The sequence below is a fragment of the Flavobacterium endophyticum genome (assembly GCF_003634455.1).
GTDB lineage: Bacteria > Bacteroidota > Bacteroidia > Flavobacteriales > Flavobacteriaceae > Flavobacterium > Flavobacterium endophyticum.
Genome location: NZ_RBLC01000001.1, coordinates 734,846 through 759,946 on the forward strand (window position 1 = coordinate 734,846; position 25,101 = coordinate 759,946).

Below are 25,101 nucleotides of genomic sequence, written 5' to 3' on the forward strand. Positions count from 1 at the left end.
TTTTAGCTTTTCATCAGCTCTAGTCCAATAGCGCATTCGAGGCAACGTTTCTTATTGCAATATTCGTTCTTGAGTTGCAATAAGGACTGTGTTTCATAAGCGTTTTTAGCCGTTATTCTAAAGCTATGAAATTTATCAATGATGCTATTCTTCTCGGCAGGAATACCTGCAAGCAATCGTATCATGTGTTCCGAAACGTCATTTCCCTGAGAACTGGCATAAGCAAACTTCAACGGGACAACCGTATTGATAAGCAATAGATCGATAAAAGAATTCGTGAGTTTCTTTTTCTTTTTAGGGCTTCGTTTGTCAAACTGATAATGATCATCCCAATAGTCAGAAGCGGCAATATTGAATATTTCATAGAACTCCAAGAGCGTTTCCGCTTCCATCATATCTGAAAATAAATTTTGTCTCGAATGATACAGATTTGCCAACTGAGAAAGTCTTATTGTCGGAAAATTATCAGGACGGTGCTTAAAAAACTGCATCGGCTCGACATAGACTTTTTTCAAGTCGTGCTTTTGCAAAAGATATTCCCAGCGTTCTTTCAGTTCTGTAAAGTAAAAATCTTCGCATTCTTTCATAAACAGGCCTGCCCTGCCATAGAACATAGCTTCGAGATTCTGGACATCGAAACTTTCTTTTCTGATTTTCTGAAACGGAATAGAATTGGCAATTTTAAAAAAAGTCTCTCCGTTTGTATTCAATCCAAAATTTTTAGCCAGCAGGCAAAACAGTACAGCCTCCCAATCCTTTATAGTTGCTGAAAATAGTTTCTCAATAGGTTGATATTTCTTTTCAAGTCTTTCAAAAAACAGACGCTCCAGCCAATTTTTAAAGACAAAATCATCAATAGAGTCAATCTCATTCTCACAAAAAATCCATGTCTTTGATGCAATAAGAGATTGATAATTTTCAAGCACTTTCTTAGAAACGTATTCCTTGAGTTCCAAAACCGCAATCTCCGTATTGTCTTTTCTGAAAACCTCGGTATCATGTTCCCAGACTACATGCAGAATGACATTTTCATAATTGGGATCGGTTTCATGGTGATGGACATACCAATCGGAAGACTTGAGATGTATTTCTATGTTTCCGGCCCATTTCTGAGTGCCAATTACAATCTGAGCATTAAAGAAATCAGGCCCGGCTTTTTGAAGGTACTGCCCGGAATTAATAATCAGGAGTTTTTCACCTTGTGTAGTATGCAGTTTTGTAAAATCAAAGTTTTTAAACTGCCAGATATAATGCAGAAAGTCTTCTTTCATTTTGTATGGATTTTAAAAAATTCTAGGCGTTTATCATTCAAAAGATTAACTAATGTAGCAAAATTTATTTAACAAACATATATTTGCTATTCTAACTATCATAATCACCCATGAGATACTACATTTTATTGCTCTTTGCTTTTTTTACAATTGCTTCTACAGCCCAAAAGAATAACAAGGCTTATAAAATAAGCTACTCCAGATCCTCAAACGGAAAAACAATCGAAAGCCAAGATCCGATTTTGGTTTTTTCTGATTCGAAGGAAACGATTATCACTTCAGAAAATAATATTACGGGCAAAGCAGATTTTCCATTTGAAGAAACTTTTATTGCTCAAGATTCAAATGCTATAGTCCAGTCCGCACAACTTTCAGCTTCGAAAAAAATAGTTACGATTGACAGCTTATCTTTAGGAAAACAGACATTTGAAATCAGCAATGAAACAAAGACCATTTTAGGCTACAAATGCAAGAAGGCAAAAACAATCGTAAATTCAAACACCATCGAACTATGGTATACCAATGACCTAAACGTAAAAGGCGCCCCATCAGTTTTAGGCCAAAAATTAGGTTTGGTATTAGAGATGATTCGCAACAACAATTATGTGATTACGGCTACCGAAATCGAAAAGATCAAAGCGATCCCTGCCAATTTATCGCCTTTAAAAACAAAATTTACGGCTATTGACTTGCTAACGTTTAGAGACTTGTTATGGAAAAGCCGATTTACGACTATTCCTGTTTTTGAAAACGAGGTTATCAATTTTTCGCAAGAGTCAAAATCAAACGACAGTATTTTTCGATTTGCGAATGGAACCATCATCCTAAAGAAAATAAAATTCCCCGAAATCACACCTGGAAGCCAAGTATTTGTTGACCTGAAAGAACAATCTAATGGCGATGCATATGACAGGACAGGTTCGGTTTTTGTAATTCCAGCAAAAGAGAAATTCTCTTTCCTGAACGGATTGCAAGAAGGAGCCAAAACGCTTCCTATTTATGAAAATGGAAACGGAAAGCAATATCAAGGTGTCGTAAAAACAGATAATTATCTTCCGCTCTTGGAATTGATGCGTTTTTTCACGCCTTTCGGTATAAAACAATACGGACACATTCAATTGAAAGACAAAACTTGGCATGAAAGCGTTCCGTATCGTCAAGATATTTCCGAGCTGCAATCAGCGTTGAGCAATCAAGAAATATATGTTGGTGCTTTTATCGGCAACTACGACAAAGGCGGGCATAAAATAAGCTTGAATATTACAATCCATAGCGAAGAAAAGCAGAATCCGAAAAACACTTTCTTACTGCCGCTTTTCAACACGACAAATATCATGGAAATGGCAGGCCAAGAATATGCTACGATGTTCAATAACGAGAAAGGAATCGAAGTCAGCTTTACTTTGGAGAAAGACATAAAAAACGCAAAGCTTCGCTACATTGCGACCGGACATGGCGGCTGGGAAAACGGTGATGAATTTGTCCCAAAGAAAAACACGATTCTTTTAGATGGCAATGAAGCTTTTAGTTTTGTGCCTTGGCGAATGGATTGTGGTTCTTACCGTCTTTTTAATCCTGCTTCTGGTAATTTTGGCAACGGATTGTCATCATCAGACTACAGCCGTTCGAATTGGTGCCCAGGAACGGTAACCAATCCTAACTTAATCGACTTAGGGGATTTGAAAGCAGGAAAGCATACGATTCAGGTGAAAATACCGCAAGGAGAAAATGAAGGCGGAAGCTTTAGTTCTTGGAATGTTTCTGGCGTTTTGATTGGAGAATAATTTAGTTGATATAACTAAAAAAGCCTAGCAATGTGCTAGGCTTTTTTTATATGATAGGATTGTTATTTTATAGAACCAATAATATCGTATTTGGTAATGATATGATGTTTGCCATTTCCTAAATCAACCAACACCGCTTGATTGTCTTTGCTGAACAATTTGGAAACTTCTTCGATCGAAGTTCCAGTTTTTACAATCGGGTAAGGTTTTCCCATGACTTCTTTGATTGGCTTTTCAGCCACATTTTTATCCGAAACATAACTTTGGAACAAATCGGTCTCATCGACAGAACCTACAAAACCATTAATATCGATTACTGGAATCTGAGAAATTTTATACTTGCGCATTCTTTCAATTGCGTGAGAAACCAATTCTTCGGTACGAACAACTACAAGCGGCTTATCGATATGGTCTTTGATCACATCTTCTGCTTTTGTAATCTCTTCGTCTAAGAATCCCCTTTCGCGCATCCAGTCGTCGTTGAACATCTTGCCTACATAACGGCTTCCTGAATCGTGAAAAAGAACAACGACTACGTCTTCTGGTTTGAAATGCTCTTTTAATTGCAACAGTCCTTTTATAGCCGACCCTGCAGAGTTTCCGACAAATATTCCTTCTTCCAAAGCAATCTTTCTGGTATAAACGGCCGCATCTTTATCGGTTACTTTCGTAAAACCATCAATTAGCGAAAAATCAACATTTTTTGGAAGGATATCTTCACCGATTCCCTCAGTGATATACGAATAGATTTCGTTTTCATCAAAGATTCCTGTCTCATGATATTTTTTGAATACTGAACCGTAGGTATCTACTCCCCAAATCTTGATGTTTGGATTTTTTTCTTTTAAGAATTTTGCAACTCCAGAAATTGTTCCTCCAGTTCCAACACCTACTACAAAATGCGTGATCTTGCCTTCGGTTTGTTCCCAAATTTCAGGTCCAGTCTGCTCATAATGTGCTAATGAATTTGACGGGTTGTCGTATTGGTTTACATACCAAGAGTTTGGAGTTTCTTCTGCCAGCCTTTTCGAAACTGAATAGTAAGAACGTGGATCTGTAGGCTCAACGTCAGTCGGACAAACCACGACTCTTGCGCCAACGGCACGAAGAATATCCATCTTTTCTTTTGACTGCTTGTCTGAAATTACGCAAATCAGCTTATATCCTTTTACTATTGCACCTAAAGCCAATCCCATTCCGGTATTTCCTGAAGTCCCTTCAATGATGGTTCCTCCTGGTTTTAGACGTCCGTCTGCTTCAGCATCTTCTATCATTTTCACGGCCATCCTATCTTTTACAGAATTGCCAGGATTGAAGGTTTCTACTTTTGCCAAGACCAAAGCATCGACCTCTTTAGTTACCTTGTTTAATTTTACTAGAGGCGTATTTCCAATAGTTTCTAATATATTATTTGCGTATTTCATTTATAATTCGTGATTATTTAAGTCGCAAAGATAGGAACTACAAAATTAATTACGAATTATGAAGCATAAATTATACATTCCGTAATTTCATTAAATTACAGTTTCGCAATAAATGGCTTGAAAAAAATTATGAGAAGAAGTTCCATACCAATCCAAAACGTACGATAAAGTCACGGTAAGGATAATTAGGTGCCGAATAGAAATCATTGCCCGTAAAACTAGAGTTGAAATGTTCCGCTTTTAGATAGACTCTTGTCTGGCGGATTTTAGCATTGATAAAAAAATCAAATGTTGGAAAGCCACCGATTTCTCTTTGATTTTGTATATAAAAATCGCCAATAACCGGATTATAATCATTTGCATAGAATTTCGAAAAATAGCTAAATGTAATTCCGGTCTGCAAAAACAAAGCTTTTTTGAAAAGATGGTCTGAATAGTAAAGCGTATTTCTCGTAACCAACTGTGGAACGTTCAAGATATCATCTTCTTGATCTGCTTTTTGGTAAAGAACAGTATTATCAAGTGCCCATTTCCTGAATTTAAACTCTTTAGAAACTTTTAAAGAGACATAGTTAATCGTTTTAGAATATTGGCCTGGTTTTACGGTAAGCGTGTCTGCAACGGTACTTTCATTAAAGAAATACAAATGGTTCTTTAAGCTTGAAACCTGCAATGAAGCGCTTGCCCATTGTGTATTCGCGTTAACTGTCAGGCTGTTTATCTTTTCGTTTTTGAAATTATTAGACCAGTTATAATCTACGTAGCTGCTTTGAAAAAGATTAAACAAATGGTCTGGCACTTTGCTTAAATTTTGGTATTGGAAATGCACATTGTTTCTGTCATCAAATTTATACGACAGATTGGCGTCAAGAGTAGACATTTTTTGGTCGGAAATGGAACTTGAAAACAAGAATCTTCCATTCCAATTGTTCTTCTGATAAGTATATTGGCCGCCGACTACATTAAATTCATCCGAGAGAAGGTTTTGTACCGTATTTGTAGGATTCACAATGATGCGATTGTAAAAATAATTATACCTGAAATCTTCTATAAAAAACTGGAACTGTCCGAGCGTGCTGTTCTCATACGTTGCTCCGACTTTATTGTACATACGGTTGTATCTGGTCTTATCGTTTATATTACTAGATCTATAGGATGTTCCAAATCTTGATAACCTAATAGTCCCTTGTGCAGGAGTAGTTATCGTAGTAATAATTGTCGGCTGAGTATATTCGAAAAATTTATTTTCGTAATTAAACTGATGATTTATGTAAAGATTGTTTCCTCCTTTTTCTTTATTAATCCTAAAATAATGATCTAAAAAATAGCGGTTCCCTTTTAGGATCGAAGTAGCATCAAGCGAATATACATCCAATCTGGCTCTATCGTCAAACTCACTATCGCCTCCTTCAAAATCTTCCAAACTTACGATTCCGCCATTTTCGCCATTAGTCAAATCCTGACCCGTAAAATGGGCTTTCAAGAAATACCGTTCGTTTGAAGTATTATAGCTTGTCATGAATTTAAAATTCCCATTACTCGAAAGCTGATTTACGTACTTTCCGAGCGAACGAAGTCCACGATAGCCTATTGAAAAATTTAATCTTTCGGAAGTATTCAGCGTAATAAAAGCATCAATCATCTGGCCTTGTTCCATAACCGTCTTGAAATATAATTCAGTCATCGGAGTGGCAACGTTATAGTATTTTATGTCATCGACTTCCAAGTAATTGAAATGTTTTCCAGCAAAACCAAAACTTGGATAGGCAGTACTTTTATTAAGTCCGTATTGAAGCGTATTGAATGTCTGTCCTTCATTTGAAAAAGGAAGCAACCCAAAATTATCTTTTCTCAGATAATTAAACTTATATTCTTTTTGAATGGTCAGCGATGTATCTACATACGTAGTATCATGTTGCAAGGTGATTATCTTATACAGATCAATCGTAGCAATCGAGTCATTTTTAGACGGTTCGGCTAATTTAGATTTTTTGGTCTTATTTGCAACAGCGACATTTTCTTTTGTCGGCAAATCTTTCTCTTGTGCAAGCGCAAACAGAGGTAATAAAAATATCGCTACATAAAAAAACTTTGCCATCTAAAAAACAATTTGAGCAAAGATACTTTTTTTAAGTAAAATAAAAACATAAAAAAACCCGCTTTAAAAGCGGGCTTTAGAACATCATATAGAATTATTGTTTGATGAATTTTCTTGTAACAGTTTTATCTTGGCTAGAGAACTTAGCAAAATAAACTCCTGATTGAAGATTAGAAACATTAACAGAATTCGATGAAAAGTCTTTACTTGAAATAACTAATTTTCCTGTAATATCAAAAATAGAGATATCCGACAACACAATATCATTAGCTATTGAGAAATTAAGATTGTTTGCAACAGGATTCGGATATACAACGATAGAATTATCAGCAATAAAATTATCTCTGTTTAAAGTCAACCCATTATCACTATTTGCAATCAATGCAAATTCTTGCGAACCATTTACTAAAGTTCCTTTGTGAGTAACTTGAATCGTATAAGTTCCAGGTTGCGCTACATCGATTTCAACTTTTTCCACATTGTCAACTTCGTTATCTGAGTTGCGAGTAGCACCAGAGAATTGATCATCTGGATTCATTTTCCATGGATAGTAAGTAGTACCGTCTTTTAATATTTTCAAATCTAGATTATTTCTAAGTCTTGGAACTCTATTATTTAAGGTACCTGCAGTATTTAATGCTCCAACAGGATCTGTCCAACAAATTGTAACTTGTAATTTTTGCGGACCGCTTATGCTAATATTCTTAGTAAAAGTCTGTGCATTTGCCAAAGTATTTTCTTCTAAGATTGTTGTCGTACCTTTACCAGAAATAATTCTAGCTGCTGCTTCAGCATTCGCTAATCCCCATCCAAATTCATAATCAGGACCTGGATTTGCACCTGCCTCACTCGCAGAATGGCAAATTAAACCCCTAACAGTTGCCGCTTTCATGTAAGCTGCATTAATGTTGTTATAGTGTTTTTGTAAAAGCACAACCATCCCTGTAATTGCAGGAGCTGCCATAGAAGTCCCGTTTAAATCCCCATAAGCCGTATCAGAGCTACTCACTGATGACGATACAGCAACACCTTTAGCAGCAATATCTGGCTTAATACGGCCATCATCTGTAGGGCCATAATTACTGAAATCACTCATCACAACACTTCCAGCCCCTGTATAATTTAATACTTCATTTACAGCCGCAACAGTAATTCCGTTTTTTGAAGTTCCAGTTCCAGATAATAAATCATATCCTCCATTCTGAACAACGTGAGCAAAAGACTGATCTCTATCATTACCGGCAGCAATAACAATCTGATAGTAAGGATAAGCATTAGCTAACATATCAATTTCTCTTGAAGAAGTATCATATTGTCCAAAAAGCCAAACGGGTAATGAGGCAGAAGCATATCCATAGGAATGATTAGAAACCAAGAAACCTTGGCTACCAAAACTAACCATTTCATCATAATCATTATCCCAATCATGAGTAAGTGCTTGAGCTTGATAGGCAATACCTCTACGTGCTCCTAATCCCGCTCCTCTTGCTATAATTGTTCCAGTAACGTGAGTCGCATGCAAGCTTAATGCAGTTGCAGCATCGTTTAATAGTACTCGGCCTGTTTGAAATTCGGTATGTGTATTTCTAACTTTACCGCCATCCCAAACACCAGCAGTCATACCAGAACCAGTAACATTAAGACCCAATGATCCTCCTGGATATAGTGTATTCGTTTTTATGGTCTGAGAAGAACCTGCATTGGAAGTAGTAAAGAATATTGGAATGCCATTAAAAATTCGTTGCAAAGAATGTGTTTCACTTTCGACAAATAGATTTTTTGCCTTATAGTCATCAATCAGTTTCTTTTGCTCTAAGCTACGTGCTTTTGAATATTCTTTCAGTTGTTCCACTTCTTTCTTGTCGTAAGAAGTTATAATCTTCTGCCTTTCTTCTGCATTTTGAGAAAAAACATAGACAGGCATTAATAAAAATAGTAGTAATCCCTTCATTTTTAATAGTATTGAATATTTTTAGATTTAACAAATGTAAAATAATAACGAAAGCAATAAAAAAAAAAGCTGTTAAAAAATAACAGCTTTTTAAAATTTTAATTACTAAAAACTAGTAATCTGTATTTTGTTGGATATTTCTATTACCTAACATCTCATCAAGAGGAATAGGCAATGTAAATCTGTGATCAGTAAGAGGCAAACTACAAACAGGAACGTTGTTTTCTTCGCAATCTCTAAAGTATCTGTCGATTGTTACGTTAGCCAAACCACCTAACCTTTTCAAGTCAATGTAACGGTGACCTTCAAAACAAAGTTCGATACGTCTTTCTTTTAGGATATCAGCCCAAGCCTCAGTAGCAGAAGCATAATTTGGAAGAGGCTGAACAAGACCTAGATAGTTTCTTCTATCTCTTATTTGTTTCAAGATAGCAGCTACTGAATTTGTAGCTCCATTTATATTACCAGTTGAAGCTAAAGCCTCAGCTTTGATGAAGTACATTTCAGACAATCTGAAAACTTTCAAATCATTTGTTAAATCACCTCCGGCTTTACCAGGATATTTATCAATCAATAAAACGTCTGCTCCTTTATAATTTGCAACAGTTGCAGGATCAGCAGCAATAACAGAAGTTGGATCAATATAAGCTCTTCTTCTGATATCTCCTTGCTCAAATGTTCCTAACAAGTTGAAAAGATTTCTTCCCATATCGTGGAAAGGACCTCCAGACAAGTTCGTTCTATTGAAATAGAATGTACCAGCAATACCACCTTGAGCAGCAGGTCTAGCCAAGCTTAAGATAATCTCACCTTGATTAACGTCTGCAAACATTTGACGGTATGGGTTAGTAGTAGTCGCAGTGTAGAAGTTACCTGCTACATAAGGAGTAGCAGCAGTCAAATTCAATCCTGAAGTATTGATTACGATATCAGCATATTGTGCAGCAAGAGTATAGTTACCTCTGTAAGCATACATTCTAGCTCTGAAAGCGTTCAAGAAATTTTTAGACACAAACTTAAAGCTATTAGCTCCAGCTTGGTCAACTAAGTTAGCATCAGCATAAGTCAAATCAGATTCGATTAATGCGAAAACTTCACCGTTTGTATTTCTAGGTAACTCTTCAGTTAATGCAGGAACTCTATCCATCAAGATTACACCCAATGCATTGTCATCTTTGATATTCTCAGAGAAGAAAGAAAGCAATTGGAAGTGACCGAAAGCTCTTAAAGCTCTTGCTTGAGCAACCATAGAATTATACGCAGCTACTTCATCAGCTTCTGGAGTAATTCTAGCAGCACCTCTTAAAAATCTATTTGTATAGTTAATCAAAGTGTAATGTGATAACCACATAGCAGCAGGCTCAGCTGTTGCACTATTCAATGTATATTTATACAAATCAAGATTTTGACCCGCATTTTGAGAACCTATACCTAATTCATCTGTAAATACAGCACTGAATGCAATCTCATTAGTAATTGTTGCTCTATTGTAAACTTGGTTAAGATACAACTGCATGTCATCTAGAGACTGAAAAGTAACGTTTTCACCGAATTCACCGTCTTGTTCAATACGATAAGCATCCTCGCAAGAAAAAAGCGACAAGCCTATGGCAAACAAAAGTATTAATCTTATTTTTTTCATAATTATCTTTTTTTTTAAAATTGTAAGTCTACACCGAAAGAAATAACTTTAGGAGATGGATATCCTCCTTGGTTGCTAGAGTTTAATCCTTCAACATCAAATCCTCTCCATTTAGACCAAGTCAAATAGTTTTCTAACTGAGTATAGAATTTTACTCCTGAGAATAATGTCTTATCAAGCAATTTAGCAGGGAACTCATATCCAAAAGATAAGTTTCTCATTCTGATATAATCAGCATCAACTAAGTATCTGTCAGAGAAAGTCTCAGCAGCATTAATATTTGTAGCTGTTAATGAAGGAACATTAGAACCAGTGTTTGTTGGCGTCCAAGCATTTAAAAGCTCAGAAACTACAGGACCTGTTCCGATTCCACTAGCTGGATTAGACAAGTTCAAAAGGTCAAAATCAAATCTGTAAATATCAGCTACGAAAGAGAAGTTTGCGTTAACAAAGAATCCTTTGTAAGATGTATTGAAACCAAATCCACCTTGGTATTTTGGGATCATTGATTTTCCAGAATTTCTTCTATCTTCGTTTGTTGGAGTTTCTGTAAGATTATTGTTTCTATCTAAGAACAATAAGTTACCATTATCAGGATTAACTCCTACGTAAGGAACAACAAAATAAGTATTGATTTGGCTACCATTTTGTTGAACAAAATTGTCAGCTACTTGGATAAAATCATTTGCTGGGTTTGGATATACTAAATCAGCCCATTCGTTTTTGTTATAAGAACCGTTTACGAATAAATCTAATTTAAAGTCACCTTCTTTGAAAACATCATATCTCAATAACAACTCCACACCACTGTTAATAATACTAGATTGAGTATTAGCAGCGATAGTATAAAGCTGGTTAACAGCTGATACGTAGTTGTCATCAAATAAGTCTATAGTCTTTTTTCTATACACATCTAACGAACCAGATAAACGTTTCCACATTGTGAAATCAATACCCACGTTAGCTTGTTTAGTAGTTTCCCATTGAAGGTCAACGTTTGCAATAGTTGCTACACCAAGTGAAGCTGCGTTGTTATAACCTGCTTGAGAAGAGTTCAAATCTCTTACGTTGTTGTTAGCCAAGTATAGAGGGTTAGCTCCATAAGCCGCTGCCAATACGTTTTGGTTACCTGTAGTACCGTAAGATGCTCTTAATTTTAAAACATCAAAGATTGAGTTTTCCATGAAAGCTTCTTGATCGATGTTCCATCTTGCAGAAACAGACCAGAAAGTACCCCAAGTATTGTCTTGGATAAATTTGTAAGAAGCATCTCTACGAACAGTTGCCTCAACACCATATTTAGAATCATAATCATAACTTGCAGTAGCAAAGTAAGAGAACAATCCAGCATCTCTTTTCAAACCACCAATAATTCTATTATATAATGTAGGTGTTGCTGGGTTGAAAGGAACAAAACCAGTACCTGCTCCTAAAGACCAAGTTCTTGGATCAAGACCTTGTTGTGTCCAGTTTTCAGCTCTTCTGTGAGCTTTAATATACTCATTAAACACAGATACTTCAACAGTATGTTTATCGTTGAAAGTTTTGTTATAGCTCAACTTGTTAACAAGATTGAAAGAGAAATCTCTATCTGTTTGTTGTTGCTCAATACCACCAAACTGTGCACCTGCTGGTGTTGCAACGATTGCCAAATAAGATTGTGGCGCTCTTGCAAAAAGTCTTTGGTTTAGTACATAATCAATACCCATTGTAGTAGTGAAGCTTAACGCATCAGTAAAATTATATGTAGCTGTAGCATTAGCTAAAATTTTAGTCTCTTCGAATGAGCTTGGGATATTTTCAGGATTTAAATAATCCATCAACATGAAAGGATTGATTTCGAAACTTGGCGCTCCAAATTCATCAAACAATTGTTGACCATTTACATACTGCGCTGGGTTTAAATATGGCTGAGAAGCTAAAAGACCTTGTAATGGATTCTGAAGTGTATTCGCATTAATGTCAGTTCTTGTTTCTTGCTCTAACTGAACCCTTTTAGAGTAAGCAGCAGTTAAATTAGTACCATATGTAAATTTACCATCTGCAGACTTACCTGTAAAGTTAGTTCTGAAAGTAAATCTTTTGAAACCTGTATTTGGAACAATACCATCTTGATCGAAATAGCTCAATGACGTAAAGTTTGTCATGTTCTCACTACCTTGAGTAAAGCTAAGGTTATGATTTTTTGAGATTCCAGTTCTAAAGAAAACCTTTTGCCAATCTGTATTTGTACCCCAATATTTAATTTGGTTTTCAGTCAATCCTACTGACAATTCAGGAGTTAATGGAGAATTCCAGCCCGCAACTTGCTCTGGAGTTAACGTTGCACCCATACCAGCACCCACTATGTTCTCCAATGTAAGAAGCTGTTGAGCGTTTGTAAGCTTATAATCGTGATCTTGCAAATTTGTAAAACCTGTTGTAGCAGTGTATCTTACTTTCAATTTTGAATTATAAGAACCTCTCTTAGTTTTTACAACAATAACCCCGTTTGCTCCTCTATTACCATAAATAGAAGTTGCACCGGCATCTTTAAGAACGTCAATACGCTCGATATCCTCAGAGTTGAAACTTCTGAATACGTTTTGGTTAGCAGCAACTCCGTCAATAATGAACAAAGGCTCTGTGTTACCATTTACAGAAGAAAGTCCTCTCAAGATTACGTCGATTTTTGCAGAACCTGGCGAACCAGATGATGTTGCAATGTTCAAACCTGCAACCTGAGACTGAAGTGTTTGCAAAAATGAAACGTTAGGTCTTCCTTCCATAGTCTCTGAAGTAATTGTAGCAACAGCATTCGCTGATCTTTTCTTACTTGTAGTTCTATAGCTATCCACAACCACAGTTTCCAAAGAAGTCGCTTCTTCTTGCAAAGCCACATTTACTGAGCTAGAAGCTCCAACAGTTACTGTAGAAGTTTTATGACCTACATACGTAAACACCAAAACCTCTCCCTGACTTGCAGCGATGGAATACTTACCATCAAAATCAGTTTGTGTTCCACGAGTTGTCCCTTTAACTACAACTGCAACGCCAGGCAATGGTAGGCCTTGGCTATCGGTAATTGTACCAGAAATAGTTTTCTCCTGTGCGAACGAAAACTGCATTGAAAACGCTAGTAAAAGCGCAAAAATCCATTTGAACTTCGATCTCATATTTAAATTTATTTGAGTTAGTTATCCTGCAAACTTCTTAATAATTTCTTAAATAAACAAATATTACTCCGGAATAATATTTTTACGAATGTTAAAAAAGACCATTACTTCAGATTTTTGCACATAATCTACCTATTAGATACACAAAAATCAAAAGGTTGCGTTATTTTTTATAGTTTTGCTAAAACGCAGATATGTTACTTACTAGTTATTCCAATTCAACATTTGAATGTGGCACCGACGAAGCCGGCCGAGGATGCCTTGCAGGCCCTGTGACTGCCGCTGCCCTAATACTTCCGGAAAACTTTATCAATGAATTACTGAATGATTCCAAACAGCTTTCAGAAAAAAATAGAGACCTTTTAAGACCTATAATAGAAGAAAACGCGCTTTGCTTCTCGGTAACGCATATTGAGCCTACAATTATTGACGAAATTAACATCTTGAACGCTTCGATACATGCCATGCAATGCTGCATAAAAAAATTAAGCCCTACACCTAATTATATAATAGTAGACGGAAATCGCTTCAAACCTATAGAAAACATCCCACACAGCTGTATCATCAAAGGTGACAGCAAGTACTTAAGCATTGCCGCCGCTTCTGTTTTAGCAAAAACATATAGGGACGAATACATGAATCAAATTCATGAAGAATTTCCAATGTATAATTGGAAACAAAACAAAGGCTACCCGACAAAAGAACATCGCGAAGCCATACGGAACTATGGCACCACAAAATACCATAGGATGTCGTTCCGACTGTTGCCAGAACAATTAGAAATCGATTTTCAAGAATTTTAGACCGTTTCTTTTTGGAAAGCCACAAACTGTGATTCGAAAAGCTCGGTAAAATGCTTCTTGATCTTTTCTTTCACTTCGGCCACATCTACTTCTTCAATACCAAGTTCGACATTTAAAGAAGTTACCGCCTTTCCTCTTATTCCGCACGGAATAATATTATCAAAATAGCCAAGATCAGAATTTACATTCAAGGCAAACCCATGCATCGTAACCCAGCGGGAAGCACGAACGCCCAAAGCACATATTTTTCTAGCAAATGGTGTCCCGACACCCAACCAGACTCCTGTCTCGCCTTCACTCCTAGTTCCTGTCAAGCCATAATCGGCAAGAACACGAATAAACACTTCTTCTAAAAAGCGCAGGTATTTATGGATGTCTGTGAAAAAATTTTCTAAATCCAATATAGGATAGCCCACGATCTGCCCAGGCCCATGATAGGTAATATCGCCACCCCGGTTGATTTTATAAAAAGTAGCTCCTTTGTCTTCCAGCTGCTTTTCGCTCAACAGCAGATTGCTCAAATCGCCACTCTTTCCTAATGTATACACATGCGGATGTTCTACAAAAAGAAAATAATTTGGAGTTTCCAGTTCCAACTCTTCTCTTCTGTTCCTGATTTTTAGATCCAGTATGTCCTTGAACAAATCTTCTTGATATTCCCAAGTTTCTTTATAATCTTTCTGACCTAAGTCTAGAAGTTGAATTTTTTTGTTCATTTCAATTTAACCTTTTAAGGATACAAAGTTACAAACTAAAATGCCATGATTTATAAAAGCTAGTTTTCTCTTTAAAATGCATATCAAAAAAATAGCAAACTAACCCTTGCTCAATCCAAAATCATAAAGGCTGTCGCTTAAACGTGACGGCCTTTTTATTTTATCTTTTCAACTTTTTGATTTTCTGACTTTCCAACTTTTAACTATCTTTGCACGCTTAAAATTAATACGATATGCAACTTTCAGAACAAGAAATCATCAGAAGAGAAAAATTGGGCAAGTTGAGAGAACTCGGCATCAACCCATATCCGGCTAATTTGTTTCCAGTGGACCACACTTCGAAACAGGTCAAGGACGCTTTTGAAGAAGGAAAGAAAGTGATTGTTGCAGGCCGCGTGATGAGTACCCGTATTCAAGGAAAAGCTTCTTTTGCTTCCTTGCAAGACAGCGAAGGACGCGTACAGATTTACATCAATCGTGATGAGCTTTGCCCTGGTGAAGACAAGACCTTATACAACGAGGTATTCAAAAAATTGGTAGACTTAGGCGATTTCATTGGAGTTGAAGGTGAATTGTTCACTACGCAGGTAGGCGAAAAATCAATCCGCGCTACGAATTTCACCCTATTGAGCAAAACCCTTCGTCCGTTGCCTTTACCAAAAACAGATGCTGAAGGCAACCTGCACGATGGTTTTACGGATCCAGAATTGCGTTACCGCCAGCGTTATGTAGACCTAGTCGTGAATCCGCAGGTAAAAGAAGTTTTCGTAAAAAGAACAAAATTGTTCAATGCGATGCGCAACTTCTTCAATACGGCCGGATACATGGAAGTCGAAACTCCTGTATTGCAATCTATCCCTGGAGGTGCTGCCGCTAGGCCGTTTATCACACACCATAACTCTTTGGATATTCCTTTATACATGAGAATTGCCAACGAATTGTATCTGAAAAGATTGATCGTAGGTGGTTTTGACGGCGTATACGAATTCTCCAAAAACTTCAGAAATGAAGGAATGGACAGGACGCATAATCCTGAATTCACCGCTATGGAAATCTATGTAGCCTATAAAGACTACAACTGGATGATGGAGTTTACTGAAAATCTTTTGGAACATTGCGCTATTGCCGTAAACGGAACTGCCGATGCTACCTTTGGAGAGCACCACGTAAGCTTCAAGGCGCCTTACGCAAGAGTTACAATGACCGACGCCATCATAAAATATACTGGTTTTGATATTTCCGGAAAATCCGAAAAAGAAATATTCGAAGCTGCAAAATCTATGGGAATTGCTGTAGATGAAACTATGGGTAAAGGAAAGCTGATCGACGAAATTTTCGGAGAAAAATGCGAAGGAAACTTTATCCAGCCGACTTTCATTACCGATTATCCAAAAGAAATGAGTCCGCTTTGCAAAGAACACCGCGACAACCCAGATCTTACAGAGCGTTTTGAATTGATGGTCTGCGGAAAAGAAGTAGCAAATGCGTATTCCGAGCTAAACGACCCGATCGACCAAAGAGAACGTTTTGAAGCACAGTTGAAATTGTCGGAAAGAGGCGATGACGAAGCGACCCAATTCATCGACAATGATTTCCTTCGAGCTTTAGAATACGGAATGCCTCCTACATCAGGCTTGGGAATCGGCATGGATCGCTTAATTATGTTCTTGACCAATAACGCTTCGATTCAAGAAGTCTTATTCTTCCCTCAAATGCGTCCTGAGAAAAAAGCAGTAGAGGTAGAATTATCTGCTGAAGAAAAAGGAATCATTGAAATCTTGAAAGCCAATGAAAATGTCATGCCTTTGAACTTATTAAAAGTCAAAGCAGACTTAAGCGGTAAAAAATGGGACGCTGCCATGAAATCTTTGTCCAAACATGCCTTGGTAAAAGTAGCCGTAAACGGCGAGGACAAAATAGTAGAACATATAGGATAATTTTCCTGACGCTAACCAAAAGGACCGTTTTAATGAACGGTCTTTTTTAGTATAATCAATTGCCAAACAGCAAAATCTTTAATGCACACTAAAACCCTTAACCAAATCAAGAAAGTCTTCAATCCAAATAAAAAGCTTCAACCCACACCATATAATGCTATTTTAGCATAAACTTTCGAAACTCATCCTACTCAAAGAGAGCAATCCTGTTAAAAAAATTTACAAGTCATAATTTTACCATTATATTTCTTTGATTTTATTTTTAAATGATTTAGATTTGGTTTCTTAAACCTATTCAAATCAACAATTATGAAAAAAATATTCGCTATTCTTGCTCTTTTCTTAGCATTCTCAATCAGCGCAGTAGCTCAGGAAGGACAAAAAAATCCTGATACGGCAGCAGCGGCAGATCTTGCAGCCTTAAACAAGGTAGTTCCAATATCAAAAGCATCAGAAAGAGAAATCAAAGAAGCGTTTTATGCGAAACATAAATTCTTAACGCAGACAGATCTTACTGCAGAGCAAAAAGCACAAATTTCTACAGAAACAGAGGCAAAACTAGCAGAACTATTGTCGCCAGAGCAGCTTAAAAAACTAAAAGCAAACAGAGAACTTTACAAAAAATTAGTTCAATAATATATAAAACCAAAAGCCCGCTTATAAGCGGGCTTTTTTTAGCTCCTTTTTTTCTGAAAATCTTAAATAAATCAGAAAAAACACCTTCTCATTAAACCTTTTATTTTTATCAAGGTCTTACCATCAAACTAAAAATTAATAAAAGGAAAAATTATGAAAAAAATGTTTGCACTTGCAGTATTGATGATCGGAATGACGTCGTTTGCACAAGAAAAGCCAGCAGAAGGCAAAAGAGCAGAAAAAGCTAGAATGGAAAAATTGACTCCAGAACAGCGTAATGAAAAACACTTAAAAAAGCTGACTACCGATTTAAACCTAAGCGAATCACAACAAAAGCAGATGGCAGCAGTACTTTCTGAACAATCTGCAAAAAGAGAAGCTAAAAGAGCCGAAAGAGAAAAAGTAATGGAAGCGAAACGTTCTGAAAGAAAGGCGGAAATGGAAGCCACAGACGCAAAAATCAAAGCCATTTTAACTCCAGAACAGACTAAAAAATGGGAAGCCATGAAGACGGAAAGACGCGAAAAAGCCAAAGAAAAACTGCAAGACAGAAAAAAAAGAGCTGAAAAAAAGTAAGCAAAAGTTGACTCTTTTTTGAAATTATCTTAAATTGGCTTCAAATTTGATATACTATATCAAAACAAATTCATTTATTATGAAAAAATTTATTGCTATTCTATCTGTATTTTTTGCCTTCACGATTGCTTCTTTTGCACAAGCAAATCCAGCCGAACAAGCAAAAAAAGATGTTGCTTCCTTATCCGAGGCGGTAACGCTGAGCGAGCAGAATAAAGCCACATTCTTGGAGCTTTTCAAAAAGAAGCATGAAGCGCTGTCAAAACCAGGGCTTTCAGATGACAAGAAAAAAGTCATTTACAAATCGATCGATGCTAAATTGAGAGGTACTTTAAATGCCGACCAGATGGCTAAAATCGACAGTAATCCTGCATTATTAAAACAATTGACTCAATAATAACAATTGAGCATGTAATAGAAAAAAGGCTTTCCGATCGGAAAGCCTTTTTATTTTAGAACTGTTTTGTTACTTTATCTACAGCCTTTATAGTAAAATCTAAGTCTTCGTAAGTCAAAGCATCGGTTATGAACCACGTTTCATAAGCAGAAGGAGCAATATAAATACCTTCTTGCAGCAATCCGTGGAAGAATTTCTTGAAATATTCATTATCGCCTTTTGAAGCCGATTGCAAATCGGTTACTGGGCTTTCGTCAAAATGAACCGAAATCATCGAGCCTACCCTATTGATGGTAAACTTGATGTTATTTGCCGTCAATTTTTCTCGTATTCCTTTTTCAAGATAAGCCGTCTTTTCTTCCAAACGCTGGAAAACTCCAGCATCTGTGTGTAAAGCTTTCAACATTTCCAGACCTGCCGCCATCGCCAGAGGATTCCCAGATAATGTTCCTGCTTGATACACAGGCCCAAGCGGCGCCAGATAATTCATGATTTCGTTTCTTGCCGCAAAAGCTCCAACCGGGAGTCCGCCGCCAATTACCTTTCCAAAAGTTACGATATCTGCTTTAACACCAAACAATTCTTGCGCTCCTCCTTTTGCCAAGCGAAATCCGGTCATTACTTCATCAAAGATAAGCAATGTGCCGTTTTTATCGCAAAGTTCTCGTAAAGCCTGCAAAAACCCTTTTTGAGGAGGAATACAGCCCATGTTTCCAGCTACTGGCTCTATGATGATAGCCGCAATTTCATTTGGATTAGCCGCAAACAATTCGGCTACATTCTCAAGATCATTGTATTTCGCTAACAACGTATCTTTTGCCGTGCCTTGGGTCACGCCTGGACTGTTCGGCGCTCCGAAAGTAATTGCTCCGCTTCCAGCTTGTATCAAAAACGAATCCGAATGTCCGTGATAGCAGCCTGCAAATTTGATAATCTTATCTCTTTTGGTATAGCCTCTTGCCAAGCGGATCGCACTCATGCAAGCTTCTGTCCCTGAATTTACAAAACGAATCTTGTCGATATTAGGCACCATCGAAACGGCCAATTCTGCAATTTCTGTTTCTAAAGCTGTCGGCATCCCGAAAGAAGTCCCGAGCTTGGCCCTTTCGATTACGGCATTCACAACCGGATCAAAAGCATGGCCCAAAATCATCGGTCCCCAAGAGTTGATGTAATCGATGAGCTTGTTTCCGTCTTCGTCGAACAGATACGCCCCTTTAGCAGATTTGACAAAAATCGGCGTACCGCCAACGGCTTTAAACGCACGGACTGGAGAATTGACTCCGCCAGGAATTACTTTTTCAGCTTCAGCAAAAAGCTGGCTGCTTCTTTGGTATAGCATATTTTTCTATGAAAGAACTCGGAAAGGATTTAAAAACTCCGAGTTGAATTATTTTACTTTTATGAATTGTCCGATCGAAATAGCATTATCCGAAAGATTGTTCAATCTTTTCAGATCATCGACCGTAGTGTTGAATTTTTTAGAAATCGAATACAAAGTATCTCCCTTGGTTACTTCATAAAAACCTTCTGAATTATTCGGAATTGTTGTGTTTGAAGCTATCGGCTGGCTTTTTTGGATCGGCGTAAACGTGGTACCCAAAACTTCAGAATCGTATTGGTGCAGGTTATAGCGCTCGATATAGCTGATTAGTTTGTCTGGATATTTTGGATCGGTGGCATATCCTGCTGCTTTCAGTCCTTTTGCCCACGCTTCATAATCGCCTTTCTCTAATTTGAAAAGACTTGCGTAACGGCTACGTCCAGTCAAAAATTCAGCATGGTCTTTATAGGATTCTGCTGGGTCATTGTATTTCCTGAAACATTCTTGGTCCGAATCATCATCATGACGCACGCTTTCTCCTGTCCAGCCCGTATGGCATTTAATTCCAAAGTGGTTGTTTGCCGTTTTGCTTAAGGTTCCTGAGCCAGCACCCGATTCCAAGATACCTTGCGCTAAAATAATACTCGCAGGAATTCCGTACTGTCTCATGTTGCTTTTTGCGATTTCCTTGTATTGGGAAACATAATTGTTTATCACTTCGCTATAAACGACTGTTCGTGAAGTAGATTCGATGACTTCAGTAGAGCGATTGTTAGAAGCAGAACTCGATTTTGTAGTTGCCACTGGCTTTCCAGTGTGAGATTTCCTAGTAACCACTTCCCTTTTCGGCTTATAAGCCGTTTTTTTAGTCGTTGCTACTTTTGACTTTGAAGAACCGCAGCTTGCCAGTGTTACGATTGCCAATAGAAATAAGATTTTTTTAAACATTGATTTTTATTTTGGGTAATTGTTTCTTCTCTAATACCTTGTTCATCCCCTCGATTCCTTGCAATCCGCCTGTATGGATAATTAAGATTTTTGAATTCGCCGGAAAATAATCTTTCTCAATCTTATCCAAAATTCCGAAGGTCAGTTTACTAGTATAAACGGGGTCTAGCGGAATATTATTATTTTGATTGAAATTATTTATAAAATCGATCAGTTCTGCATTCACCTTTCCGTAACCGCCGAAATGATATTCCGTAACCAGCTCCCAATTTTCATTTGTGGCAAATTTACGAATTTCTTCTTTTAGGAAATCCCCTTTTAACGCTGGAAAACCTAAAACCTTTTGGTGCGGCAAGGCCGAATTACTAATTCCCGAAATCGTCCCTCCTGTTCCAACAGCGCAGCAGATATAGTCAAATTGCGAATCTTCCTCTGTCACTATTTCTTCACAACCTTTTACTGCTAACGCATTTGTGCCTCCTTCTGGAATCAGATAAAAATCGCCAAACTTATGTCTCAATTTTTCGATGAATTCAGGATTTTCCTTGTCCGAATACTGCGTTCGCGAAACAAACTCAAATTCCATACCGTTTTCCTGGGCAAATTTTAAGGTCGGATTTTCCACAATCTTATCCCTTAATTCGTCTCCTCGGATAATTCCTATCGTTTTAAAACCATTCTCCTTTCCTGCAAAAGCAACAGCAGCGATATGATTCGAAAAAGCACCGCCGAAAGTCAATAAAGCAGCATGACCTTCTTCTTTTGCTTTTAGCAGATTGTATTTTAGCTTCCTGAATTTATTTCCCGAAACAAAAGGATGAATAAGGTCTTCTCGGCGAATTGCGACCGAAATTCCATTTTTTGTTATGGGCAGATAGTGTGTTGGGATTTTCAAAATTGTTATTTGCTTAAATCGGTTTTGCTTTTAGATATTTAAAGGAACTCCAGAATTTTCGCGACGGCAGATACTCTAAATTTCTTTCGTTGCCATACGCTTCTCTTTCAAAACTGATATTCCTGTAAGCTTCATTTTTGTTTTTATACTGCATCAACCTGACCAAGTACTCCAAAAAATACCACACAAAAAACGGAACAATCAAGAGTTCCAACTGCTGGCGGATGTGGATACTTTCATGATTTACCAATACTTTATTTTCCTTGTCAAAAAGATTTTTGAGAATCACAAAAGGAAACACCGTCAGGCCTCGATATCCTTTAGGAATTAAATATTTGGAAACGATTAGAAACATTCATTATAAAGTTTATAAATTTGTATTTATGAATGAGCAAAATAATGAAAATAAATTAAAAGAAGGCGAAGATTTTTATTATACACCCGAAGGTTACAAGTGCTTTACTGAAAAATTTCACCTAAAACGCGGCTACTGCTGCAAAAGCGGCTGCCGCCATTGTCCGTATGGCTTCGACAAAAAGACGGGCACAAACAAAAAACCTTGACGTTTAATTTAATTATATAAAACTAAATTTGCTGAGCCTTCAAAAATAAAACCTTTGAAAATCAGCAACTAAAAAACCTAGCAACTACAAAAAAATGACTTTCCAAGAACAAATACAGCAAGGAATTCCTTCCGTTTTGCCACAGCCGAAACCTTACGAAACCACTATCAACCATGCTCCAAAGCGAAAAGAAATTCTTTCTGCCGAAGAAAAAAAACTAGCCGTCCGTAATGCCTTGCGTTATTTTGACGCTAAAGACCATGCGGTTTTGGCAAAAGAGTTTTTAGAAGAATTGGATACGTACGGCAGAATCTACATGTACCGCCTTCGTCCGGAGTATAAGATGTATGCCCGTCCGATTTCAGAATATCCTGGAAAATCAGAACAAGCAAAAGCCATCATGCTGATGATCCAAAACAACTTGGATTATGCCGTAGCACAGCATCCGCACGAATTGATTACCTATGGTGGAAACGGTGCTGTTTTTCAAAACTGGGCACAATACCTGCTGACCATGAAATACCTTTCGGAAATGACTGAAGAACAAACGTTGGTCATGTATTCCGGACACCCTATGGGATTATTCCCTTCGCACAAAGAAGCACCAAGAGTTGTCGTTACCAACGGAATGGTCATTCCAAACTATTCTAAGCCTGACGATTGGGAAAAATTCAATGCCCTAGGCGTTTCACAATACGGACAAATGACAGCAGGCAGCTATATGTACATCGGACCGCAAGGAATTGTCCACGGAACCACGATTACCGTCCTAAACGGATTTCGAAAAATAAAAAAATCCCCAAGCGGCAGCTTATTTGTCACTTCTGGATTAGGAGGAATGTCTGGAGCACAGCCAAAAGCCGGAAACATTGCCGGATGCGTTACCGTTTGCGCCGAAGTCAATCCTAAAATCACCCACATACGCCATTCGCAAGGTTGGATCAACGAAATTATCGAAAATATAAAAGAACTTGTTCCAAGAGTCAAAAAAGCATTAGAAAACAAAGAAATCGTTTCTATTGCTTATTTAGGAAACATAGTAGATGTTTGGGAGCGCTTTGACCAAGAAAACCTGCATATCGATTTAGGTTCCGACCAAACATCATTACACAATCCTTGGGCCGGAGGCTATTATCCGATGGGCTACTCTTTTGAAGAATCTAACGAATTGATGGCCAACGATCCTGAAAAATTCAAGACCGAAGTACAGAAAACATTGCGCCGTCACGCAGCAGCTATTAACAAACACACCGCAAAAGGAACTTATTTCTTCGATTACGGAAATGCCTTTTTATTAGAAGCTTCCCGTGCCGGAGCAGACGTGATGGCCGAAAATAATATCGATTTCAAATACCCGAGCTACGTACAAGATATCATGGGACCTATGTGTTTTGACTACGGATTCGGCCCTTTCCGTTGGGTTTGTGCTTCCGGAAAACCCGAAGACTTAGCTAAGACAGACGAAATTGCCTCAAAAGTCCTAGAAGAAATGTCGAAAACAGCGCCGATCGAAATCCAGCAACAGATGCAAGACAACATCCAATGGATTAAAGGCGCACAAGAAAACAAACTAGTCGTAGGCTCACAAGCAAGAATTCTCTATGCCGATGCTGAAGGAAGAACCAAGATTGCAGAAGCCTTCAACCAAGCCATTGCCAGAGGCGAAATTGGATACGTCGTTTTAGGCCGTGACCACCATGATGTTTCTGGCACGGATTCTCCTTACCGAGAAACCTCAAACATCTATGACGGCTCTAAATTCACGGCAGACATGGCCATCCATAATGTTATTGGCGACAGCTTTAGAGGCGCTACCTGGGTTTCGATTCACAATGGCGGCGGCGTGGGCTGGGGCGAGGTTATAAACGGTGGTTTTGGTATGGTTCTTGATGGCTCTAAAGAAGCTTCAAGACGCTTGGAATCAATGCTTTTCTGGGATGTAAACAATGGTATTTCCAGAAGAAGCTGGGCCAGAAACGACGGAGCTATATTTGCTATAAAAAGAGCCATGGAAGCGCAACCTTTATTAAAAGTTACCATCCCTAATAAAGTTGATGATGCGCTTTTAGACTTTTAATATTTTCATCAAGCAATTATGAAGAAGCTGAATAGTATTTCATTAATGTTTATGAGCCTCGGATTTTTTATTCTAGGTCTGCTTTTTGAAAATATACGATTAAAAATTGTAGTCTTATCGGCTGCCGCAATCCTAAGTATTGTTGCCGCCATAAGAAGCTTTCAAGAAAAGAAAAAGAACAAATAACACATTCATCAACACTAGGTATTAAAATAAACTGCTATGAAAACTATTAAATTATTACCCCTGCTTTTTCTATTTGCTGTCGCCTCCTGCTCCTCTGTTAGAGTTGCTACTGATTTTGACAAAAACGTCGATTTTACAAAATACAAATCATTTGCCTTTTTCAAATCCGGAGTCGATAAAGTAGAAATTTCTGATCTGGACAAAAGAAGAATCCTAAATGCTATTGATGCAGAATTGACCGCAAAAGGCTTTACAAAAAGCGAAAGTCCAGATCTATTGGTAAACATTTTTACCAAATCGCGCGAACAAGTCGATATCAACCAATTTAACGCCGGATGGGGTTACGGTTGGGGATGGGGATGGAGCCCTTGGATGTGGGGCGGACGAAGCACTACTGTTTCAACTTCTACAGAAGGAACACTATACATCGATTTGATCGATGCTAGAAAAAAAGAACTCATCTGGCAAGGTGAAGGTGTCGGCGTGCTGACACAGAACATGAACAAAAAAGACGAGCGTATCCAAGAATTCGTCAAAAAAATCTTGGCAAAATACCCGCCTGAAAAAAAATAAGCTAGAAATAACACAAAACCAAATCAAGACCGCAATCCTGTTGCGGTTTTTTTATGCCGATAACAAGACCGAGAAGCATTTTTTATGTTTTTTTAAGACTTATTTCTGCTAAAGATTTGTAATTTTACCAAAACTACAACGTTTG

At 37.6% G+C, this 25,101-nt stretch carries 21 protein-coding genes; 10 read left to right on the forward strand and 11 right to left on the reverse strand.

What is annotated here, in order from left to right; genetic code table 11:
- Positions 1–2: 2 nt before the first annotated feature.
- Entirely contained in the window at positions 3–1,271 is a 1,269-nt protein-coding gene (locus CLV94_RS03575) for a DUF2851 family protein (RefSeq protein ID WP_121375067.1), read from the reverse strand.
- Between the two features lie 110 nt (positions 1,272–1,381).
- Here CLV94_RS03575 and CLV94_RS03580 point away from each other — a divergent pair, with 110 nt between their 5' ends.
- Complete coding sequence (locus tag CLV94_RS03580) at positions 1,382–3,055, forward strand: PNGase F N-terminal domain-containing protein (protein WP_121375068.1); 1,674 nt, start codon at positions 1,382–1,384, stop codon at positions 3,053–3,055.
- A 62-nt stretch (positions 3,056–3,117) separates the two neighbouring features.
- Here CLV94_RS03580 and CLV94_RS03585 read toward each other — a convergent pair whose 3' ends face one another.
- The 5 genes from CLV94_RS03585 to CLV94_RS03605 form a co-directional block, all read right to left on the reverse strand.
- A complete protein-coding gene (locus CLV94_RS03585; protein WP_121375069.1) occupies positions 3,118–4,479 on the reverse strand; it encodes a pyridoxal-phosphate dependent enzyme in 1,362 nt (453 codons plus the stop codon).
- 127 nt (positions 4,480–4,606) lie between these two features.
- A complete protein-coding gene (locus CLV94_RS03590; RefSeq protein WP_121375070.1) occupies positions 4,607–6,577 on the reverse strand; it encodes a putative porin in 1,971 nt (656 codons plus the stop codon).
- 94 nt (positions 6,578–6,671) lie between these two features.
- Entirely contained in the window at positions 6,672–8,528 is a 1,857-nt protein-coding gene (locus CLV94_RS03595; protein ID WP_121375071.1) for a S8 family serine peptidase, read from the reverse strand.
- Positions 8,529–8,640: 112 nt separating this feature from the next.
- Positions 8,641–10,170: a RagB/SusD family nutrient uptake outer membrane protein gene (locus CLV94_RS03600; RefSeq protein WP_121375072.1), complete on the reverse strand. Its 1,530-nt coding sequence runs from the start codon at positions 10,168–10,170 to the stop codon at positions 8,641–8,643.
- A gap of 14 nt (positions 10,171–10,184) precedes the next feature.
- Positions 10,185–13,325, reverse strand: coding sequence for a SusC/RagA family TonB-linked outer membrane protein (locus tag CLV94_RS03605; protein WP_121375073.1), 3,141 nt, complete (start codon positions 13,323–13,325; stop codon positions 10,185–10,187).
- Between the two features lie 194 nt (positions 13,326–13,519).
- On the opposite strand from CLV94_RS03605, the gene CLV94_RS03610 reads away from it, so the two are divergent.
- On the forward strand, positions 13,520–14,128 hold the full coding sequence (locus CLV94_RS03610) for a ribonuclease HII (protein WP_121375074.1): 609 nt from the start codon (positions 13,520–13,522) through the stop codon (positions 14,126–14,128).
- Here CLV94_RS03610 and lipB read toward each other — a convergent pair.
- Positions 14,125–14,844: a lipoyl(octanoyl) transferase LipB gene (gene lipB / locus CLV94_RS03615; protein WP_121375075.1), complete on the reverse strand. Its 720-nt coding sequence runs from the start codon at positions 14,842–14,844 to the stop codon at positions 14,125–14,127. The genes CLV94_RS03610 and lipB overlap by 4 nt on opposite strands.
- A 233-nt stretch (positions 14,845–15,077) precedes the next feature.
- Here lipB and lysS point away from each other — a divergent pair, with 233 nt between their 5' ends.
- The 4 genes from lysS to CLV94_RS03635 all read left to right on the forward strand — a co-directional run bounded on the left by lysS (position 15,078) and on the right by CLV94_RS03635 (position 18,390).
- Complete coding sequence (gene lysS / locus CLV94_RS03620) at positions 15,078–16,781, forward strand: lysine--tRNA ligase (protein WP_121375076.1); 1,704 nt, start codon at positions 15,078–15,080, stop codon at positions 16,779–16,781.
- Between the two features lie 309 nt (positions 16,782–17,090).
- A complete protein-coding gene (locus CLV94_RS03625; RefSeq protein WP_121375077.1) occupies positions 17,091–17,417 on the forward strand; it encodes a hypothetical protein in 327 nt (108 codons plus the stop codon).
- Between the two features lie 153 nt (positions 17,418–17,570).
- The gene (locus CLV94_RS03630) at positions 17,571–17,993 is read left to right on the forward strand and encodes a hypothetical protein (protein WP_147406564.1); all 423 of its coding nucleotides are present in this window, start codon (positions 17,571–17,573) and stop codon (positions 17,991–17,993) included.
- Positions 17,994–18,072: 79 nt separating this feature from the next.
- Positions 18,073–18,390 carry a hypothetical protein gene (locus tag CLV94_RS03635; RefSeq protein ID WP_147406566.1) on the forward strand — a complete coding sequence of 106 codons (318 nt, stop codon included), beginning with the start codon at positions 18,073–18,075 and terminating at the stop codon, positions 18,388–18,390.
- A gap of 55 nt (positions 18,391–18,445) precedes the next feature.
- On the opposite strand, the gene hemL is transcribed toward CLV94_RS03635, so the two are convergent.
- The 4 genes from hemL to CLV94_RS03655 are packed head-to-tail and all read right to left on the reverse strand — an operon-like array spanning position 18,446 to position 21,912.
- Positions 18,446–19,732, reverse strand: a complete 1,287-nt coding sequence (gene hemL, locus CLV94_RS03640) for a glutamate-1-semialdehyde 2,1-aminomutase (RefSeq protein ID WP_121375080.1) — start codon at positions 19,730–19,732, stop codon at positions 18,446–18,448.
- 48 nt (positions 19,733–19,780) lie between these two features.
- Complete coding sequence (locus CLV94_RS03645) at positions 19,781–20,662, reverse strand: glucosaminidase domain-containing protein (RefSeq protein WP_121375081.1); 882 nt, start codon at positions 20,660–20,662, stop codon at positions 19,781–19,783.
- Positions 20,655–21,557 carry a 1-aminocyclopropane-1-carboxylate deaminase/D-cysteine desulfhydrase gene (locus CLV94_RS03650; RefSeq protein ID WP_245982436.1) on the reverse strand — a complete coding sequence of 301 codons (903 nt, stop codon included), beginning with the start codon at positions 21,555–21,557 and terminating at the stop codon, positions 20,655–20,657. The genes CLV94_RS03645 and CLV94_RS03650 overlap by 8 nt, the downstream gene beginning before the upstream one ends.
- Before the next feature lie 13 nt (positions 21,558–21,570).
- Positions 21,571–21,912: a hypothetical protein gene (locus CLV94_RS03655; protein WP_121375082.1), complete on the reverse strand. Its 342-nt coding sequence runs from the start codon at positions 21,910–21,912 to the stop codon at positions 21,571–21,573.
- Positions 21,913–21,940: 28 nt separating this feature from the next.
- Here CLV94_RS03655 and CLV94_RS03660 point away from each other — a divergent pair, with 28 nt between their 5' ends.
- The 4 genes from CLV94_RS03660 to CLV94_RS03670 all read left to right on the forward strand — a co-directional run bounded on the left by CLV94_RS03660 (position 21,941) and on the right by CLV94_RS03670 (position 24,956).
- A complete protein-coding gene (locus CLV94_RS03660) occupies positions 21,941–22,120 on the forward strand; it encodes a DUF5522 domain-containing protein (RefSeq protein ID WP_121375083.1) in 180 nt (59 codons plus the stop codon).
- A 94-nt stretch (positions 22,121–22,214) separates the two neighbouring features.
- Positions 22,215–24,197: a urocanate hydratase gene (locus tag CLV94_RS03665; RefSeq protein WP_121375084.1), complete on the forward strand. Its 1,983-nt coding sequence runs from the start codon at positions 22,215–22,217 to the stop codon at positions 24,195–24,197.
- An 18-nt stretch (positions 24,198–24,215) separates the two neighbouring features.
- The gene (locus CLV94_RS16995; RefSeq protein WP_170148736.1) at positions 24,216–24,383 is read left to right on the forward strand and encodes a hypothetical protein; all 168 of its coding nucleotides are present in this window, start codon (positions 24,216–24,218) and stop codon (positions 24,381–24,383) included.
- A 36-nt stretch (positions 24,384–24,419) separates the two neighbouring features.
- Positions 24,420–24,956 (forward strand): DUF4136 domain-containing protein, encoded by a 537-nt coding sequence (locus tag CLV94_RS03670; RefSeq protein ID WP_121375085.1) that lies wholly within the window; start codon positions 24,420–24,422, stop codon positions 24,954–24,956.
- The last annotated feature ends 145 nt before the right edge of the window (positions 24,957–25,101 follow it).

Bases quoted from the DNA above. Each gene is read 5' to 3' on its own strand.
- CLV94_RS03670 (WP_121375085.1), top strand. From the start codon at position 24,420: ATGAAAACTATTAAATTATTACCCCTGCTTTTTCTATTTGCTGTCGCC.
- CLV94_RS03580 (WP_121375068.1), top strand. From the start codon at position 1,382: ATGAGATACTACATTTTATTGCTCTTTGCTTTTTTTACAATTGCTTCT.
- CLV94_RS03590 (WP_121375070.1), bottom strand. From the start codon at position 6,577: ATGGCAAAGTTTTTTTATGTAGCGATATTTTTATTACCTCTGTTTGCG.
- CLV94_RS03585 (WP_121375069.1), bottom strand. From the start codon at position 4,479: ATGAAATACGCAAATAATATATTAGAAACTATTGGAAATACGCCTCTA.
- CLV94_RS03665 (WP_121375084.1), top strand. From the start codon at position 22,215: ATGACTTTCCAAGAACAAATACAGCAAGGAATTCCTTCCGTTTTGCCA.
- CLV94_RS03595 (WP_121375071.1), bottom strand. From the start codon at position 8,528: ATGAAGGGATTACTACTATTTTTATTAATGCCTGTCTATGTTTTTTCT.
- CLV94_RS03575 (WP_121375067.1), bottom strand. From the start codon at position 1,271: ATGAAAGAAGACTTTCTGCATTATATCTGGCAGTTTAAAAACTTTGAT.
- lipB (WP_121375075.1), bottom strand. From the start codon at position 14,844: ATGAACAAAAAAATTCAACTTCTAGACTTAGGTCAGAAAGATTATAAA.
- CLV94_RS03610 (WP_121375074.1), top strand. From the start codon at position 13,520: ATGTTACTTACTAGTTATTCCAATTCAACATTTGAATGTGGCACCGAC.
- CLV94_RS03645 (WP_121375081.1), bottom strand. From the start codon at position 20,662: ATGTTTAAAAAAATCTTATTTCTATTGGCAATCGTAACACTGGCAAGC.
- hemL (WP_121375080.1), bottom strand. From the start codon at position 19,732: ATGCTATACCAAAGAAGCAGCCAGCTTTTTGCTGAAGCTGAAAAAGTA.
- CLV94_RS03625 (WP_121375077.1), top strand. From the start codon at position 17,091: ATGAAAAAAATATTCGCTATTCTTGCTCTTTTCTTAGCATTCTCAATC.
- CLV94_RS03630 (WP_147406564.1), top strand. From the start codon at position 17,571: ATGAAAAAAATGTTTGCACTTGCAGTATTGATGATCGGAATGACGTCG.
- CLV94_RS03605 (WP_121375073.1), bottom strand. From the start codon at position 13,325: ATGAGATCGAAGTTCAAATGGATTTTTGCGCTTTTACTAGCGTTTTCA.
- lysS (WP_121375076.1), top strand. From the start codon at position 15,078: ATGCAACTTTCAGAACAAGAAATCATCAGAAGAGAAAAATTGGGCAAG.
- CLV94_RS03600 (WP_121375072.1), bottom strand. From the start codon at position 10,170: ATGAAAAAAATAAGATTAATACTTTTGTTTGCCATAGGCTTGTCGCTT.
- CLV94_RS03655 (WP_121375082.1), bottom strand. From the start codon at position 21,912: ATGTTTCTAATCGTTTCCAAATATTTAATTCCTAAAGGATATCGAGGC.
- CLV94_RS16995 (WP_170148736.1), top strand. From the start codon at position 24,216: ATGAAGAAGCTGAATAGTATTTCATTAATGTTTATGAGCCTCGGATTT.
- CLV94_RS03660 (WP_121375083.1), top strand. From the start codon at position 21,941: ATGAATGAGCAAAATAATGAAAATAAATTAAAAGAAGGCGAAGATTTT.
- CLV94_RS03635 (WP_147406566.1), top strand. From the start codon at position 18,073: ATGAAAAAATTTATTGCTATTCTATCTGTATTTTTTGCCTTCACGATT.